Source organism: Sphaerisporangium melleum (assembly GCF_014646695.1).
Taxonomy (GTDB): domain Bacteria; phylum Actinomycetota; class Actinomycetes; order Streptosporangiales; family Streptosporangiaceae; genus Sphaerisporangium; species Sphaerisporangium melleum.
The window spans coordinates 38,956-55,785 of record NZ_BMNT01000050.1 but is presented as its reverse complement, the minus strand read 5'-3'; the positions used below and the strand labels follow the sequence as shown (position 1 = coordinate 55,785).

Sequence of the window (16,830 nt, the reverse complement as noted above, 5' to 3'; positions counted from 1 at the left end):
GGCCGACCTGCCGCAGAGCGTCCCCGGTGTCGTGGACGACATCACGGACGTCGACCACGTCGAGAACCTCGGCGGCTCCCTGGTGACGCCGGGCCTCATCGACGCGCACACCCACCCGGTCTACGCGGGCAACCGCTATGCCGAGCTGGCCATGCGCTCGGGCGGCTCCTCGCCGAGCGCGATCACGGCCGCGGGCGGCGGCATCGGCTCCACCGTGACCGTGACCCGCGGCACCGACCCGTGGACGCTGTGCAACGGCGTGCGCGAGCGTCTGCGCGACTGGATCCTCAACGGCACCACGACCGTCGAGGCCAAGACCGGCTACCACCTCACCCGCGACGGTGAGCTGGCCGACGTGCGGCTGCTGCGCGAGCTCGAGAAAGAGCCGATGATGCCGCGGTTGCACGTCACCTTCCTCGCGGCCCACGTGGTGCCGCCCGAGTTCTTCGGGCGCCAGCGCGACTACGTCGAGGCGGTCGGCTCCTGGTGCGCCGATGCCGCCGCGGCGGGCGCCGACAGCGTCGACGTCTACTGCGACGACGGCCACTTCACCACCGACGAGGCCCGCTGGGTGCTCGCCTCCGGCCGCAACGTCGGCCTGCTGCCGCGCATCCACGCCGGCGCCCACAAGCGGCGTGGCGCCGTCCAGCTCGCGGCCGAGCTCGGCTGCGCGTCGGCCGACCTGCTGCACAGCAGCACCGACGAGGACATCGCCATGCTCGCGCGCTACGGCGTGCCCGCCGTGGTCTGCCCGAGCACGGCACTCCAGCAGGGCAACCTGCCGCCCGTCCGGCGAATGCTCGCGCAGGGTGTCACCGTGGCCCTCGGCAGCGACCACAACCCCGGCCACTGCGGCATCACCTCGATGTCCCTGGTGATCAGCCTCGCCGTGGCGGCGTTCGGCATCAGTGTGGGCGACGCGCTCCGCGCGGCCACGCTCGGCGGCGCCACCGTTCTCGGCGTTCCCGACCGCGGTGTGCTCACCCCTGGCCGGCTGGCCGACATCGTCCAGTGGGACGCCGACCACGAGGGCGCGTTCGCCTGGGGCTTCGGCCTCAAGCCCCGACGCGTCTGGCGCGGCGGCACCCCCGTTCAGTGACCCGCAGTGCCGGGTGATGTCCGCTTCCCTCCGGTACAGAGCGGTCACGGCGGGAGATCGGCGTAGGGCGGGCGGGTAGCCTTCGGTCATGCCCCAAGCGGTCACGGTGGTCACCGATTCCACCGCCTACCTCGGCCCGGACGAGATCCGGCGGCTCGGCGTCATCGTGATCCCTCTCCAAGTGGTCGTGGGTGGGCGGGCACTCGACGACGTGGCCGAGATCGACGCGGACGGCGTGGCCACCGCCCTGCGCCAGTGGTCGCCGGTCTCCACCTCGCGCCCGGCCCCGCAGCGCTTCGCCGACGCCTACGAGTCCGCGGCGGCACAGGGCGCGGCCGGGGTGGTGTCCATCCACCTGTCGGGCGCGATGTCCGGGACCGTAGCGTCGGCGCGGATCGCCGCAGCCGAGGCCATGATCCCCGTCGATGTGGTGGACAGCGGGTCGCTCGCCATGGGGCTGGGCTTTCCGGTCCTCGCGGCGGCGCGTGCCGCCCGCGCGGGCGCGGGCCGTGCCGAGGTGGCGGCGGCCGCCCGGGCCTGCGCCGAGGCGACCAGGAGCTACTTCTACGTCGACACCCTGGAGCATCTGCGCAGGGGAGGACGCATCGGCGCGGCGGCGAGCCTCCTCGGCTCCGCACTGTCCATCAAGCCGTTGCTGCACATCACGCAGGGCGCCATCGCGCCGCTGGAGAAGGTGCGCACCTCCGGTCGCGCCATCGCCAGGCTGGAGGACCTCGCGGTGCGGGCCGCCGGTGCGGAGCCGGTCGACGTGGCCGTGCAGCACCTGGTGGCCCGCGAGCGCGCACTGGTCGTGGCCGACCACCTGGCCAAGCGCATTCCGGCGCTCGGCGATCTGCGCATCGTCGAGGTCGGCGCGGTCGTCGGCGTCCACGTGGGCCCGGGGATGCTCGGCATAACCATCACCCCCGCCCTCCCCACCTGACCTCTCCCACCTCGACGCCCCTCCTCCCGGCGTCCCCATCTCGACGCCCCTTCCTCCTGATGTCCTCGTCTCGACGCCTCCCACCTCTGACGCCTCCCACCTCTGACGCTCTCCCGTCTCCGCCCTTCCGCCATCTGCCTCCGGTCGGCTCGTACACCCCCTCGGGGGCGGTGCCCGCCCTCCTGCCGTCTCTCCGCTTCCTGGACCACGACGAGTTCTTCGGCTGTCCCTGGTTTCCCGTCCGGGCTTCCTGGGCTCCGACGAGTTCTGCGAATGCCCCCGGTTTTCCGTCCGCGCGCATATCCACAAGCCAGGCCATCTCGGCGGCGGTTATCCACAGAACTGTGTTCGGCCAGGGGGACGGCGTTGCGCGCCGCATAACGTCCCCCGGGTGAGAACAGCGGACAGGTCTCTGCGCAGCGACGTCGGCGCTTCCCGGCTGCACGCCCTGAGCCCTCTGGGCCGATGGCATCCCGCCGTCGCCCATCCCTCCGGGAGCCAGGACGGCCCGTCACACGAGGGCGATCCGGCGGCCCACGCGTCCCACACGGGTGCCACAGATGAAGCACACGGTCTTGACGGCACACCCGATTCATCCGCCGGCGGTTCCACCGGCCGGACACCTGCCGATGGCCCTGCCGTCCGCATGACTCCCTCCGCCTCCGCCACTTCCAGAGCCTCGGCCGATCGCCCACCGGCCCGGCCGGTGAGTCGTCCGCGTCCCGGCGGGCGGCGGCCGTCGCCCGCCCCTGCCCGCATTCAGCAAGCCCAGCACGCCCAGCCCGTCCAGGACGTTCAGTCCACTGATGAGCGGAGCCCAGGGCGAGCCATCCGGCCGCACGATGGGGACCGGCCGTCGCGACCCGCTCTGTCCGCTGCTCAAGAGGGCCGGCCCTTCGGAAGCGATCGGCTCAGGCAAGCGATCCCCTCGTCGGGTGCAGTCGGCGGCTCTCTCGCAGGCGAAAAGCCGTTCTCGTCCGGCAGCGGCACGACCACGCAAGAGCCGTGGTCTGACCAAGGAGATCGGCTCGTCTTCGTGGACGATGACGTCCACGGCGGCTTGGCGCCGGCCGGCCGCGTGCGATCGGCGCCGTCGCCCGGTTGGTCGGCCCGCTCTCGGCTGCGCCGACTGCTGGCCGAGTACGCGCCCGGGTTAGATCCCGGCCGGCCGGGTGTCCGTGTGCTCCTGGTGCTCGCTCTCCTCGCCGCCATCGTGGGGGGTGTTCTCGCGTGGCGTGCCCGGCCCGAGGTGCAGCCCCTCGCTCCGCCGACCCCCGTGGCCGGCATCCAGGCCTTCCCCGTGGCCCGGCCCACGCCCGCGCCGGACCCCACCCGCGCCGGTGAGGTGGTCGTGCACGTCACCGGGAAGGTGCGTAAGCCCGGGCTGGTCACGCTCTCCTCCGGTTCGCGGGTGGCCGACGCGCTCACGGCCGCCGGTGGCGTCCGGTCCGGCGCGAAGACCGGTGCGCTCAATCTCGCCCGAAAACTCGTCGACGGCGAGCAGATCGTGGTCGGCCCGCCCGTCGGCCAGGGGATGGTCGCGCCCCAGGCCGCTGGCTCCCCGGCGTCGGCCGACGCGCCGCTCGACCTGAACACCGCGACCCCGGCCCAGTTGGAGACCCTGCCCGGAGTGGGCGAGGTCCTGGCGGGCCGCATCGTGGAGTTCCGCCAGAGCCATGCCGGCTTCCGGAGCATCGACGAGCTCCGTCAGGTCACCGGCATCGGCGACCGCAAGTTCGCCGACCTCCGCGACAAGGTCCACGTATGACGCCCGGACATCCGGCTCTCGGTGGCACGACCTGGAGGCCGAGAGCGCGCTGGTCACCCGGCATCCAGGGCGGGTGGCCTTGTGGCGGCCGAGGCGGGGCGTGGAGTTCGGACGTGGAGGGCGAGGCGTGGTGAACGACAAGTCGAGGTCCAGCGTGACCGGGCATTCGCCGGAGGGGGAGTCGACGTCGCTGCCGGTGGGGAGCGTGCGGTGGGCCGTCCGGTGGCGCAAGCTCGCCCCCAGATCGCAGGAAAGTGGCGCGGAAGGCGGCACGCTGGACGACGGGGCGGGAAGCGGGACGGGGAGGTCGTCCGGCCCTTCTGGCTTCTCGGGCTCTTCGCGCCTCCTGGGCTCTTTCGCCGCGCCGGGTGCCGAGCGCGGGTCGCTGCGGCTGGTGCTGCCCGCGGGCGCCGCATGGTGCACCGCGCTCGTGCTGATGAGCGGCTCGGTCACCACGAGTGTGGTCACGGCCGCCGTCGCTTCGACGGGCCTGGCGGTCGTGTTCGTCCACCGTGCGGTGACACGTCGAGGGCGACCGGCATGGCTCCTCTCCCGGATGAGCTCACCGAACGGCCTGGAGCCCGGCATCCAGGCTGATCGACCATCCGGTTTCCGCCGGTGGCATCGAGAAGACCGGCATCGAGAAGACCGGCAGCAGGTGGCCCGGCATCGAGACGCACCACGCTGCGATGCCCGGCGGGGAGGTAAGTCTGGCTGGTGGAACACCGTGGCGGCGGTGCTCGGGTGCGTCGCGGCAGTGGCGGGGACGGTGGCGTTCCGCGTTCATACCGTCAGATCGGGGCCGGTCGCCGAGCTGGCCGAGCGACGAGCGCTGGTCACGGTCGAGATGTCGCTGACCGGCGACCCACGCGTCCTGCCCGGCGACCGTGGGCCGGTCCGCCGCGAACGCGTCGTCGTGGAGGCGACGGCGGAGCGGGTCGAAGCCCGTGTGGTGCAGCCGGTGCAGATCTCCACGGCGGTGCCGGTGGTGGTGTTCGCGCGTGGTGCGGCCGCGTGGGCCTCTCTGCTTCCCAGCCAGCGGGTGCGGGTCACCGGCCGGCTGGGGCCTGCCGAGCCGGGTGAGCTGACCGCGGCGGTGCTGCTCGCGACCGGGCCGCCGGTGGTCGTGAGCGGCCCCTCCCCGCCGCAGCGGGTCGCAGCGGCGCTCCGAGAAGGGCTGAGACGGGCGTGCGACGTGCTGCCGGCGGCCGAGCGCGGCCTGCTGCCGGGGCTCGTGGTCGGTGACGTGTCTCGCCTTGACGAGCAGGTCAGGTTCGATCTGAGAACCGCCGGCCTGAGTCACCTGACCGCGGTGTCCGGGGCCAATCTGGCCATCGTGGCGGGCATGGTCCTCGCGCTCGCGCGGTTCGCCGGGCTGCCGCAGGCGGTCCGCGCGGCTCTCACGATCGTGGCGATGGTGGGTTTCGCCGTGCTGGCCCGTCCCTCGCCGAGCGTGCTCCGGGCATTGGTGATGGGGTCGGTGGCGGCCGTCGCGCTGGGTACGGGGCGCGCCAGAGACGGGATCACCGCCCTGTCGGCCGCCGTGCTGGGGCTGGTGCTCCTCGACCCGGCTCTGGCGGGAGAGTACGGCTTCGCGCTGTCGGTGTTCGCCACCGGGGGCATCCTCGTGCTCGCTCCCCGGTGGCGAGCGCGCCTTTCGCGCCGGATGCCGCGCTGGGCGGCCGAGGCGGTGGCGGTGCCCTGCGCCGCCCAGGTCGCGGTGACGCCGCTGCTCGTGCTCATGGCCGGAGAGCTGGAACCGGTCGCCGTTCCCGCCAATCTCCTGGCCGGGCCGGCCGTGGCTCCCGCCACTCTCTTGGGCTTCGCCGCCTGCCTCGTGGCGCCGGTCAGCGCCGAGGCGGCGCGATGGATCGTCCGCCCGGCCGGATACGCCGTCGGATGGATCATCATGGTCGCCCGCCGTGCGGCGGCGGTGCCCCTGGCGACACTCCCGTGGCCTGGCGGGGCGATCGGCCTGGTGGCGCTCGTCGCCGTCGCCGTTCTCGCCTGGGTGGTGCTGCGCCGGACGGCCGGGCGCCTCGTGGTGTGCGTCGTCGCGGCCGGCCTGCTCGCCGCCGCCTGCCTGGTGCGCCCGGTCGTCGCCCCGTGGCCGCCGCGAGGCTGGCTGCTGGTCGGCTGCGACGTCGGGCAGGGGGACGCTCTGGTCCTGTCAGCGGGAGAGGCGCGTGCGGTGGTGATCGACACCGGCCCCGACCCCATGCCGGTCGACCGCTGTCTGCGCGCACTCGGCGTCGAGCGGGTGCCGTTGCTGATCCTGACCCATCCGCACCTGGACCACGTGGGCGGGCTCGACGGCGTCTTCCGGGGCAGGACGGTCGGCGCGGTGGTGGTCAGCCCTGGGCAGGAGCCACGCCAGGAGAGCGCCCGAGTCTCGGCCGAGCTCGCCCGGCGGCACGTTCCCGCCTGGGTGGCGTCCCCTGGCCTGACCTGGCGCCTGGGGCCGGTCGAGCTGCGGGTCATCGGGCCGGTGAGTGAGACGATCAGAGCCGGTCCAGGAGAGGGCTCGATGGCCAACAACGCCAGCGTCGTGGTGCACGCCCGGTGGGCGGCGGGCTCGGCCCTGCTCTCCGGTGACGTGGAGACCGAGGCACAGGCAGAGCTGGTCCGGTACGGCGTTCCCCGGGCCGACCTTCTCAAGGTCGCACACCACGGGTCGGCTCGCCAGGACCCGGAGTTCCTCGCGGCGACCGGCGCCCGAGCGGCGTTGATCAGCGTGGGGGCGGACAACGACTACGGTCATCCGGCCTCGCTCACCACCCGTCGTCTGCACGACCTGGGGATGCGCGTGTACCGTACCGACCGCGATGGCGATGTCGCGGTCATCACCGACCACGGCCGCCTCGCCATCGTCCCCCGCGGCCGCTGAACCAGGCCGCGCTTCGGAGTCGCGCCATCGACCGGCGGCTTTCGTTCCGGACTGCGTCCGCCGTCGGGCGAAGGGGCTGACGGTGGAGGCCGGGCCTCGTCGCGTCGCTGCCGGGACCATCTCCTCCAGCGCCCGGGCGGCGCGGGCGAGCGCCTGGGGCCGGTCGGGCGCGCACACCGCGACCTTGGCGGAGTGTCAGCCGACGGGGACGGCGGTCTCGGTGTGGAACTCGGTGTCGAGGTCGGCGGCGTACACCGAACGGTGGCACTCGGCGCACCGGTACAGGATCGGCCCCTCGTCGAGCATCGACCCACAGCGCGGGCAGCTGTGATTGCGCTTGTTCATGAGTGTGTTCACCTCCTCGTCGACTTCTCGTTGCCCCTACATTGCCCGACGATACCTGCAGCTGGATTGCCGATTGCTTGCATTGTTACCAAGCCTGACCCGGAAGCCTCACCAAGTCGCACGAGTCACACCCGCCCCTGATCCTTTGCCGGTTCTTTAGGAAGGAGGGCTGTTCATCCCGAATGGCGGACCCTGGCTGTGACGGGGCGAGCGCGGCGCGAACGTCGCGGTGGTGCTCCCAAGGCCGGGGCGGTGCTCGGCGGGGGTCCGGTGGCGGTTGGCGGGTGGGTTGCCGCCGGGGTGACCGGACGTGGCATGCTGCTCGCATGGCGACGCAACCAGCACCCGTGACGCTCGTGGTCGGCGACGAGGAACTGCTCGCCGACCGGGCGGTGGCGTCGGTCGTCGCGGCCGCCCGGGTGGCCGATCCCGAGGTCAAGGTGCACGATCTGTTCGGTGGCAAGGTCGAGCCGGGGGAGCTGGGCCGTCTCACGGCGCCGTCCCTGTTCGGCGATCGGTCGATCATCGTGTTCCGCTCGGCGCAGGATCTCGGCAAGGACGTCATCGCCGAGGTCGTCGCGTACACCAAGAACCCCTCAGAGGACGCCGTGGTCGTCCTCCTCCACCCGGGCGGGGTCAAGGGCAAGGCTCTGGTCGACGGGGTCAAGAAGGCCGGAGCGGCCGTCGTCACGGTCACCAAGCTGACCAAGGCGGGCGAACGGCTCGACTTCATCAAGAACGAGATGCGGCAGGCAGGCCGTTCGATCACCGCTGACGCCGCCCAGGCGCTGCTCGACGCGGTGGGCAGTGATCTGCGTGAGCTGGCGGCCGCGTGCGGACAGCTCGCGTTCGACACGCCGGGCAAGGCGGTCGACGAGGCGGCCGTCGCGCGGTACCACCGGGGCAGGGCCGAGGTCAGCGGCTTCACCGTGGCCGACAAGGCGGTGGAGGGCAGGCTCGGAGAGGCACTCGAGCAGTTGCGCTGGGCGCTCGCGACCGGCGTCGCGCCCGTGCTGATCGTCAGCGCGCTGGCCGGGGGAGTGCGGTCGCTCGCCAAGGTGGGCGGCGCTCCCCGCAACCTGCGCGGCGGTCAGCTCGCCAGCCACCTCGGCATGCCCCCGTGGAAGATCGACCGGGTGAAGCGCCAGCTCAACGGATGGGGCCAGGAGGGCATCGCGCGGGCCATGCAGGCCGTCGCCGAGGCCGACGAGCAGGTGAAGGGCGGCGGCACCGACCCCGCGTACGCGCTCGAACGCACCGTCCAGACGATCGTCGCCAGCCGTACCGGCCGCTGACCTGATCCGGAAAGCGGCCCGCCCCGCGCGCCCGTAGCCGCACGACGCCGTCGCAAGGCAGGGCCGTGGGACCGATTGCCGGGTTCCGTTTTGGATCAAGCAGGGACCCATGGTGGGACCGGGAAGAGCCGGCCACGGGATGTCGCCCGGCGCTCCCACCTCACCCCCAGTGCCGGCCAATGGACGTTCCCGGCCGACCGGACAGCCCGGCGGTCCCATAGTTCCCGAAGTCGACCACTCCCGCCGGTTCCCAACCTGATCCCTCAGGTCGGCCACCCTGCCCCGTTCGACCTCGCCTGCACCGCGCCGCGAAGGTCCTGCTTCGGCCTGATCATGACCTGAGGGCGGCGCGATCAGGGTGCCCACACCGGCCGCGGTGACGCCGAGGCCGGTGCGGGCCCCGGGAGCCTTGGCGTAGGACCGCGAGGGCGCCGGACCCCGGAACCGGCAGCGCCGCCAGGCCCCCGGGGCCCACGGGCTGCTAGGAGCCCGGGCCGGGCGGAGGTGGAGGGTCAGGCGGGGGCGGGGAGGGGGTCGGCGGTGGCGAGGGTGCCGTCGTGGAGCTGGAGGACGCGGTCGGCCAGGGTCATCAGCGCCGGGTCGTGCGTGGCCACCAGGGCGGTCACGCCCTCGCTGCGCACCAGGGCGCGCAGGAGTTGCATGATCTGCCGGCCGGTCTGCGAGTCGAGCTGCCCGGTCGGCTCGTCGGCGATCAGCAGCTTGGGCCGGTTGGCCAGCGCCCTGGCGATCGCCACCCGCTGCTGCTGGCCGCCGGACAGTTCGTACGGCCGCTGGTTGACGTGCTTGTCCAGCCCGACCAGCGAGAGCAGCATGCGCACCCGTTCGTCGCGCTCGGCCGCCGGGGTGCGCGACAGGCGCATGGGCACGCCGACGTTCTCCGCCGCCGACAGCACCGGGATGAGGCCGAACGACTGGAAGACGAACCCGATCACGTCGCGGCGCAGCTCCAGCAGCCCGGTCTCGGGCAGCTCGGTGACCACGTGCCCGGCGACGACGACCCGTCCGGCGTCCGGGCGGTCGAGGCCGCCGATCTGGTTGAGCAACGTGGTCTTCCCCGAGCCGGACCGGCCCCTGATCGCGATCAGCTCGCCGGGGTAGGCCTCGAAGGAGACGTCGCGCAGGGCCACGACCTCCTTGGGGCCGCTCTTGTAGACCTTGCGCACCCCCTCGACGGTGACCAGCGGCGCGGTGGTCCCGGCGGTGGGGCGGCCCTGCTCGTCTCCGGCCGGCCGGGCGGTCACCGGGGCTTCCCCGTCTGCTGGCTGGGCGGTCATTCGTCCTCTCCCGTCTTCGGCCGGTCGGGCCATACTCCGATGTGGTCGCGTTCGAGTTCCAGGCGCACGCGGCGCTCCATGTCGAGCGCGCTGGTGAAGTCCCTGGGCAACTGCAGGCGCCCCACCCGGTCCAGGACGGCGTACTCCTCGGCGATGATCTCGCCGTCGGAGGAGGCGCGGCGCAGCGTCTCGCTGCTGGTGCGCCCGTCGCGGATGCCGACCGTGCGATCGACCTGCTCCGAGACCAGCGCGTCGTGGGTGACGATCACGGCCGTGACGCCGAGCTCGCGGTTGGCGCGGCGCAGCGCCGCGAACACCTGCTCGGAGTTGTCGCTGTCCAGCTCGCCGGTCGGTTCGTCGGCCAGGATGACCTGGGGCGAGTTGGCCAGGGCGACGGCGATGGCGACGCGCTGCTGCTCGCCGCCGGACATCTCCGACGGCCTGCGGTCGGCGCAGTAGGCCACGCCGAGCAGGTCGAGCAGTTCGTCGGCGTGCGCGACGCGGGCCTTGTTGCCGGCCAGGCGCATGGGCAGCCGGACGTTCTCCCGCGCGGTGAGGTAGGGCAGCAGGTTGCGGGCGGTCTGCTGCCAGATGAAGCCGACGACCTCCCGCCGGTAGCGCAGGCGGTCCTTGGCGGTCATGGCGAGCAGGTCGGTGCCGGCGACCCGCGCGATGCCCGCGGTGGGCACGTCCAGGCCGGACAGGACGTTGAGCAGCGTCGACTTGCCGGAGCCGGACGCACCCACGATGGCGATCAGCTCGCCCTTCTCGATGAGCAGGTCGAGCCCCTGCAGGGCGACGACCTCGACGCCTTCGGTCTTGTAGATGCGCACCAGGTTGTCGCAGAGGATGTGCGCGTGCTCGCCGAAGGCGGGCTGGGCCCGGCCGGCCTGCGCCTCCAGCTCCGACAGCGTCGGCGCGTCGCCGGCCCCGTCGAGTGGCCGGGGCGCGTTCACTGCGCCAGATGTGTTCATCGTGCCTCCCCACGTGGGCGGTGTCGGCGGGCGGTCATTCGCCCACCCGAAGGACGGAGCCGAGGGAGCGGCGGGCGCCGAACCCGGCGTGCAGGAACGCGCCCAGTACGGACACGGCGGCCAGCCCGGCGGCGAGCAGGATGGGCGCGGTGAGACCGAACCCGGTGTCGCTGACGGCGAGGTCGCCCGCGTAGGCGCGCAGGTCGATGGCCGAGCCGAGCGCCGAGGGCAGCGCGAGGCCGAGCAGCAGTCCGGCCACCGCGGTGAGCAGGATCAGCGGGGAGATCTCCAGGACGGTCAGGGACGCGGCCTGCCGTTCGGACAGGCCGAGTGTGCGCAGGTAGGACAGGGCGCGGGCCCGGTCCGCGGCGCCGATGATCAAAGCGATGATCACGGTGAGCAGCGCGTATCCCGCAAGAGCCATGGTCACGACGCGGAAGCCGGTCATGATCGTGCCGGTGAGCGGGGTGCCGGTGACCTTGCGCAGCGACTCGTCGAAGGTCCACACCAGCACGTCCGGCCGGTCGCCGACGGCCGCCCTGAGCTTGGCGCCGTCGATGCCGTCGCCGTCGATGAGCAGCATGTTGGCGTACGTGCGGAAGCCGGCCCGCTTGGAGGCGTCGTAGGGCACGACGATGAGGTTGCTCGTCGCGAAGCTCACTCCCGGGAGCCCGCCGCGGATGATCCCCGCCTTGGTGACCTTCATCCGGACGTGCCATCCCAGTTCGAAGGTGGTCAGGGTGCTGAGATCGGGCGACACCAGGGCGGGGATGGCCGGAGCGGACGGGCCCGCGGGCGGCGGCGGCGCGCTCAGCGGCGTGCCGGACAGGATGCGGCGGTAGGCGTCGAGGTCCATGGCGATGACGGTCGCGGTCTTGCCGCCCAGCCCGATCTGCGCGTTGCCCTTGTCCGCGGGCACGAGGGTGCGGACGCCCGGCACGGCGCGCACCCGCTCGACGAGGTCCGCGGGGAGTTCGGCCGCCGACTCCACCCGGGCGGCGGCCCCGGTGGCCTGCCAGGCGGCGACCCGCTGGGTGGAGTCGAGCGCACCGCTGACGGTTGCCCCGTACACCGAGACGGTGAGCGCGGGCAGCAGGATGAGCACGGGCAGCGCGGTGACCGCCTGGGCCCGGGCCGCGAGGGTCAGGCCGACGAACGGCACGGCGGCGCGGGCGCGGGCCGCCGCCCACACGACCAGCCGCAACGGGTAGGGGTAGCAGCGCAGCGTGATCAGAGCGGCGGCCAAGGTGAGCGCGGCCGGCACGAACATGAGGAACGGGTCGGCGCCCTGCCGCAGCGTCTGCGTGGTCAGGCCTCGGGTGCGCAGTAGGTACGCGCCGGCGAGGGCGAGCACCACGACCAGCGCCTCCAGGGCGACGCGGCGCGGGGAGGGGCGGCGGGCCACCACGTCGTCGCGCCGGTCGTGCAGGGGTTTGCGATGGCTGGTGGCCAGGCGGGCGGCGGCGAACGCAAGGGCGACCAGCGTGATCAGCAGCGGCCCGATGTGCACGATCGGCGTGACCGGCCCGGGCACCAGGAAGGCCAGGCCATAGCCGGCCAGCACGGCGGGCACCAGTGCGATGGCGACGACGCCGGTGCCGGCCAGGACGATCCGGCCGAGGGACGCACCGCGGGCCCGGGCCAGTGCCAGCGCGGCGCGCATGCGCTCGGCGAGCAACTGCACGGCGAGGGCGAGGACGCCGACGGCCACGGTGATCAGGCCGCCGAGGATGAGGATCAGCAGCGTCTGGGCGGTGGTCAGCCGGTCCAGGAAGCCCTTCAGGACGTCGGACAGGGCGGTGTTCAGCCGATAGGGGGCGACGCCGACCTGGGCGTTGTACCGTACGGGGCCGTCGGTGTCGGTGACGAGGGCGCGCAGGTAGTCGGTGAGACCCTGGATCACGTCGGGGGCGTTGCGGGCGGTCACCGCCGCGCCGTCGACGCCGAGGACCCATCGGTAGTCCAGGCTGCGCGCCTCGTTGAGCGCGGTCAGCGACTCGCGGCTGGTGAACGCGGTGATGTGGTGCTCCTCGGCATCGGAGCCGGGCACCCGCCGGGCGGTGACCACGATCGTGTCGTGGTTGTGGTCCCAGTACGGGTCGCGCCGGTCCAGCGGCGCGTACAGTCCGGTGACCTTGGCCAGCGACGGGCTGCTGTTGCCGAGGACGAGCGTGGTGCCGATGGGGATGCCCATCATCTTCGACGCCTGCTCCGGCAGGGCCACTTCGAACAGCGTGAGGTCCTGGACGTCCGGGCTGCCGGGGAGGCGGGCGGAGGTGCTGCGGGGCGGGCCGGGAGGCGAGCCGGCCACGTACCGGATGCGCCGGTCCATGCCGGACAGCCAGGCCAGGTCGACGTACTGGTAGGGACGCTGGCCGGGGCCGAGGCGGCCCGCCACCGGGGTGCCGGTGGTCTTGGCCCCGTAGTGGTCGTGCGAGCCGGGCCCGCGGTCGAGTACCGCCGCCAGCGCGGGCGGCAGGACCTCGCGGAAGTGCCGGTCGCCCGCGGCGAACTCCTGCTCGGTGCTGAGCTGCCCGACGAAGCCGGCCGGTGCCGTGATCGTGAGGTCCTTCAGCGTGGCGGCGGTGCCGGTGAGGACGCCGTGCAGCGCCTCGTCGTAGGAACGCTCGAAGGTCCGGGGCAGCGCGCCCACCAGCAGCGTCGCACTCAGCGCCAGCACCGCCAGGACGGCCGCCGCGCCCCGGTGGACCTTCAGGAGAAGCAGCGGGTTCATCGGTCCTCTCCGATCCGCAGGGCCCGGCCGAGCCCTTGCCGGCGCAGCGAGCGGGCAAGGCCGGCCACGATCGTGAACAGCAGCGCGGCGACCACGGCCAGCAGCGCGAGGGTGGCCGGCCAGGGAATGTCGAGGAGCACCGACGGGGTCACCGCGACGGCCTGCCCGGTCAGCACGATGTGCGGGACGACCAGGCTCGCGACCACGACGGCGAGCAGGGTGCCGCCGGCCAGCGACAGCCCGATCAGGAACGCCTGCTCGACGGCGAGCAGCCCGAAGATCTGCCGGAAGCTCATCCCCAGGGCGCGCAGGATGGCGAACTCGGCGGTACGTTCCCGGGCCGCGACGGCGGCGTTGACCAGGAACCCCAGGAGCGCGAACACCAGCGCGGCGGCGAATCCGAGGATCAGCGCTCCCTGCAGGCCGCTGGCCAGCGGGTCGTCCCGGTAGCGCTTGGTCAGCGATCCGACGTCCACCACGGTCTGGTCCCACTCCGGATGGCGGCTCAGCTCGGCCGCCGCCGCGGCGCCGTCGCCGTCCCGGGTGGCCATCCACCATTCGCCGGCCGCCCTTGGCACGTGCGCGCCGAAGACGTCCCTGGTCATCAGGGTGGGCAGGTCGGCGAGGACGGCGGGCGTCCCTGCCGGGGTGCCGGGCATCGAGGCGACGATGCCCGCCACCTGCACCGGCACCTGTTCGCCTTCCATGTCGACCGTGGCCGTCTCGCCCTCGACGAGCTCCTCGCGCGCCGCGAGGTCGGCGGTGAGCACCACCGGGACCGGCCGGAAGATCCCGCCGGCCGAGCCGTCGGGGTGGGGGAGCAGGTCGTCGTCGGACAGCCCGGCGGGAACGGGGGTGACGGCCAGCCGCTCGGGGTCGGCGGCGGCGGGCCGTCGCTGCGCCTTGGGCGCGGGCACGGTGACCGACAGCAGCGCCTGCCCGGACGACGCCTGCCCGGCGATGGTGACCTGCTGCGTCTCGATGTGGCCCTCGCCGCGCATGAGCCGGCCCCACCGCAGGGTGCCGGGCAGGGCGAGCGTCGCGCCGGTGTCGGTCCGCGCGTTCCGCACCGTCAGGGTGAACGGGCTGCCCGCGGCGGGCACCGGCACGTCCAGCAGGAGTCCGCGCAGGCTCAGCGGGTAGCTGAGCGCGCCGGACCGTCCGGCCAGCGCCGCCAGATCGACGGTGACGGTGTGCGGCCGCCCGTCGGCGGGGAGCGGCCCGAGCTGGACGTCGCGGTGGGCGCCGAGCGCGTCGGACAGCAGCAGCCGGGGCCGCAGCCCTTCGTACTCGGCCCGTCGCGCCGGCTCGGCGATGTCCAGCCGCACGCTCAGGGTGAGCGTCTTGGGTGTGGCCGGCAGCGGGAGACCGGGGGCGTCGGGCCGTCCCGCGGCCAGCCGGCCGGCCATCGCCCGCAACGAGTCGGGCGACAGGTCGGGGCGCAGCATGAGCAGGCGCTCGAGCTTGGTCGCGTCGGCCGCCAGAAGCGTCGGGGTGGCCCCCGAGAAGGAGGTGACGCCCCGGTAGACCGGGCTGATGGCGGTCACTCCGTCGAGCCGCGCGTACACGGCGCCGCGGCCGAGCGGTCCGAGCTCGGGCGCCTCCTGCGGGCCGGACACCCGCAGGTCGGCCGCCGCCTGGTGGCGGGCCTGGTCCTGCTGGGAGGCGCGCCAGGTGGCGGCGGTGGCCATGGAGACCACGCCGATCGCCACGGCCATGGTGAGCAGCAGCGCCGGGCCGGAGTAGCGCGCCGGGCGGCGGCTGACCTGCCAGGCGCCGAGGGCCGGGGCGAGGCCGGGGCGCCGCGCGGTCAGCCGTTCGGCGACGCGGGAGACCCGGGGCACCAGCCGCAGCCCGAGCATGCCGCCGCACAGCAGCGCCAGGGCGGGGCCGGTGATGATCAGCGGGTCGATGCCGAGGTCGCCCTGAGCGGTCTCGGTCACCGGCGCGCCGTAGTGCTGGAGCTGCCAGATCGCCAGCGCGGCCACCGCGAGCAGCGCGATGTCGCCGCCCGCCCGTTCCATCAGGCCCTGGCGCTCGCCCCGGCCGCGCACCGCCTGCTCCTCGACGTAGGTGCGCCGGGCGCCGCGCAGGGCGGGCAGCGCCAGCAGGACGGCGCAGGCCAGGGCGACGCCGGCCGAGACGGCGAAGGTGGCGACTCCCGGCTGCGGGGCGATCTGGACACCGGCCGCCTGGATCCACGGGATCGCGTTGATCAGGCGCAGCAGCGGGGGCGCGAGGAACGGCGCGACGATCGCGCAGGGCAGGGCGACGAGCAGTGCCTCGGTGCCGGTGAGGACGGCGAGTCGCAGGCTTCCGGCGCCGCGCGAGCGCAGCAGCGCCACCTCCATCCGCCGGTGGTCGGCCAGCAGCCGCGCCGTCAGCACCAGCGAGTAGGCGGCCAGCAGCAGGAGTTGCAGCACCGGGACGAGCATGGTCGAGCGGGCGACCAGCGCGGCCTGGTCGAGCTGGGTGAGCATGTCCGGCAGCCGGGTGAAGGTCGTACAGGACGCGCAGTCCCGCTTCAGGTCGTCGCTCAGCGCGGCCACCGAGGCGGCGAACGGCCGCAGGCGGTCGGGTGGCAGGTCACGAAGATCGGGCAGGGTGGTCCAGGTGGCCGCGACACTGGTGCCGGTGAACCTGGCCAGGAAGGTGTCCCGCGGCACCATCAGCGGGCCGTAGGTCGTGTAGTTGCCGCGGTCGACGCCCTTGCGCAGCAGGTCCTCGCCGTCCCAGCGCTCGGAGTAGGGGTCGTGGAGCTGGAACACCCCGGTCACCTCGCCGTGCACCCGTTCGCCGTCCAGCCGGCCGACGACGGTGAATGCGCTGCCGACGGAGAGGTTCATGGCGTCGGCGGCCGACTGGGAGACCGCGACCTCGACGGTGCCGGTGGCGGCCGGGCGCGGCCAGGTGCCGCGTACGAGCCGCGCGGCCCGGTCCAGGCCGTCGTAGACGCCGAAGCGCAGCAGGTCGGGCTGCTTGCGGCGCTCCTGGCCGGGCATGGCGTAGGAGTCGGAGCGGGCGCTGAGCGTGACCTGCTGCGGCAGGGCGGTGCCGCCGTCGCGCACCCGTTTGGCGATCCGGCCGCGTACCGTCCGCTCGATGCCCGCGAAGGTCGAGCTCTGCACCGGTGCGGTTACCTTGATCGCCGTGATGCTCGCGGAGGCCGTTTCCATCGCCCGGCGGACCCCGACCTGGGCGATCGAGGAGGCGTACAAGGTGAGCGCGACCAGCGTGGTGGTGGCCAGCAGGATGGATCCGAAGGCGGCCAGCAACAGGAGCGGCTCGCTGAAGGCACGCCGCAGCACCAAAGGTGTCCGCCCCCGCATGAACCCCGTCCCTCCGATGTGCAGTTCGAGTTTTCCTGCACCTTATGGGCGGGTTGGCAGGCGAAGGAAAGAGGCCGGAGGGGAAGGTGACGGACCCGATATCGCCAGGACACTGGCACGTGATAACGAAATCATGACATTACTCTGGGTCATCGGCCGGA

At 73.4% G+C, this 16,830-nt stretch carries 10 protein-coding genes; 5 read left to right on the top strand and 5 right to left on the bottom strand.

The window, feature by feature from the left end:
• From IEY93_RS32770 to IEY93_RS32755, 4 genes are all read left to right on the top strand, one after another.
• Nucleotides 1–1,099: amidohydrolase family protein (locus IEY93_RS32770; protein WP_189167048.1), on the top strand; the 1,099-nt coding region annotated here is incomplete at its 5' end.
• Between the two features lie 88 nt (nucleotides 1,100–1,187).
• Nucleotides 1,188–2,042 carry a DegV family protein gene (locus IEY93_RS32765; protein WP_189167047.1) on the top strand — a complete coding sequence of 285 codons (855 nt, stop codon included), beginning with the start codon at nucleotides 1,188–1,190 and terminating at the stop codon, nucleotides 2,040–2,042.
• 1,180 nt (nucleotides 2,043–3,222) lie between these two features.
• Nucleotides 3,223–3,810 carry a ComEA family DNA-binding protein gene (locus IEY93_RS38835; protein WP_229691668.1) on the top strand — a complete coding sequence of 196 codons (588 nt, stop codon included), beginning with the start codon at nucleotides 3,223–3,225 and terminating at the stop codon, nucleotides 3,808–3,810.
• A gap of 736 nt (nucleotides 3,811–4,546) precedes the next feature.
• Entirely contained in the window at nucleotides 4,547–6,697 is a 2,151-nt protein-coding gene (locus tag IEY93_RS32755) for a ComEC/Rec2 family competence protein (protein WP_229691667.1), read from the top strand.
• Between the two features lie 195 nt (nucleotides 6,698–6,892).
• Here the strand turns inward: IEY93_RS32755 and IEY93_RS32750 are convergent, their stop codons facing one another.
• Nucleotides 6,893–7,042: a hypothetical protein gene (locus IEY93_RS32750; RefSeq protein WP_189167045.1), complete on the bottom strand. Its 150-nt coding sequence runs from the start codon at nucleotides 7,040–7,042 to the stop codon at nucleotides 6,893–6,895.
• Between the two features lie 326 nt (nucleotides 7,043–7,368).
• Between IEY93_RS32750 and holA the strand changes: the two genes are divergently transcribed.
• On the top strand, nucleotides 7,369–8,337 hold the full coding sequence (holA, locus tag IEY93_RS32745) for a DNA polymerase III subunit delta (RefSeq protein WP_189167044.1): 969 nt from the start codon (nucleotides 7,369–7,371) through the stop codon (nucleotides 8,335–8,337).
• 512 nt (nucleotides 8,338–8,849) lie between these two features.
• Here the strand turns inward: holA and IEY93_RS32740 are convergent.
• Genes IEY93_RS32740 through IEY93_RS32725 form a run of 4 tightly spaced genes read right to left on the bottom strand, consistent with a single transcriptional unit; the run spans nucleotide 8,850 to nucleotide 16,669 of the window.
• Complete coding sequence (locus tag IEY93_RS32740; RefSeq protein ID WP_189167043.1) at nucleotides 8,850–9,632, bottom strand: ABC transporter ATP-binding protein; 783 nt, start codon at nucleotides 9,630–9,632, stop codon at nucleotides 8,850–8,852.
• Nucleotides 9,629–10,606, bottom strand: coding sequence for an ABC transporter ATP-binding protein (locus tag IEY93_RS32735; RefSeq protein WP_189167042.1), 978 nt, complete (start codon nucleotides 10,604–10,606; stop codon nucleotides 9,629–9,631). The genes IEY93_RS32740 and IEY93_RS32735 overlap by 4 nt, the downstream gene beginning before the upstream one ends.
• Before the next feature lie 34 nt (nucleotides 10,607–10,640).
• Complete coding sequence (locus tag IEY93_RS32730) at nucleotides 10,641–13,340, bottom strand: FtsX-like permease family protein (RefSeq protein WP_189167041.1); 2,700 nt, start codon at nucleotides 13,338–13,340, stop codon at nucleotides 10,641–10,643.
• Entirely contained in the window at nucleotides 13,337–16,669 is a 3,333-nt protein-coding gene (locus IEY93_RS32725) for an FtsX-like permease family protein (protein WP_189167040.1), read from the bottom strand. The genes IEY93_RS32730 and IEY93_RS32725 overlap by 4 nt, the downstream gene beginning before the upstream one ends.
• Between the last annotated feature and the right edge of the window lie 161 nt (nucleotides 16,670–16,830).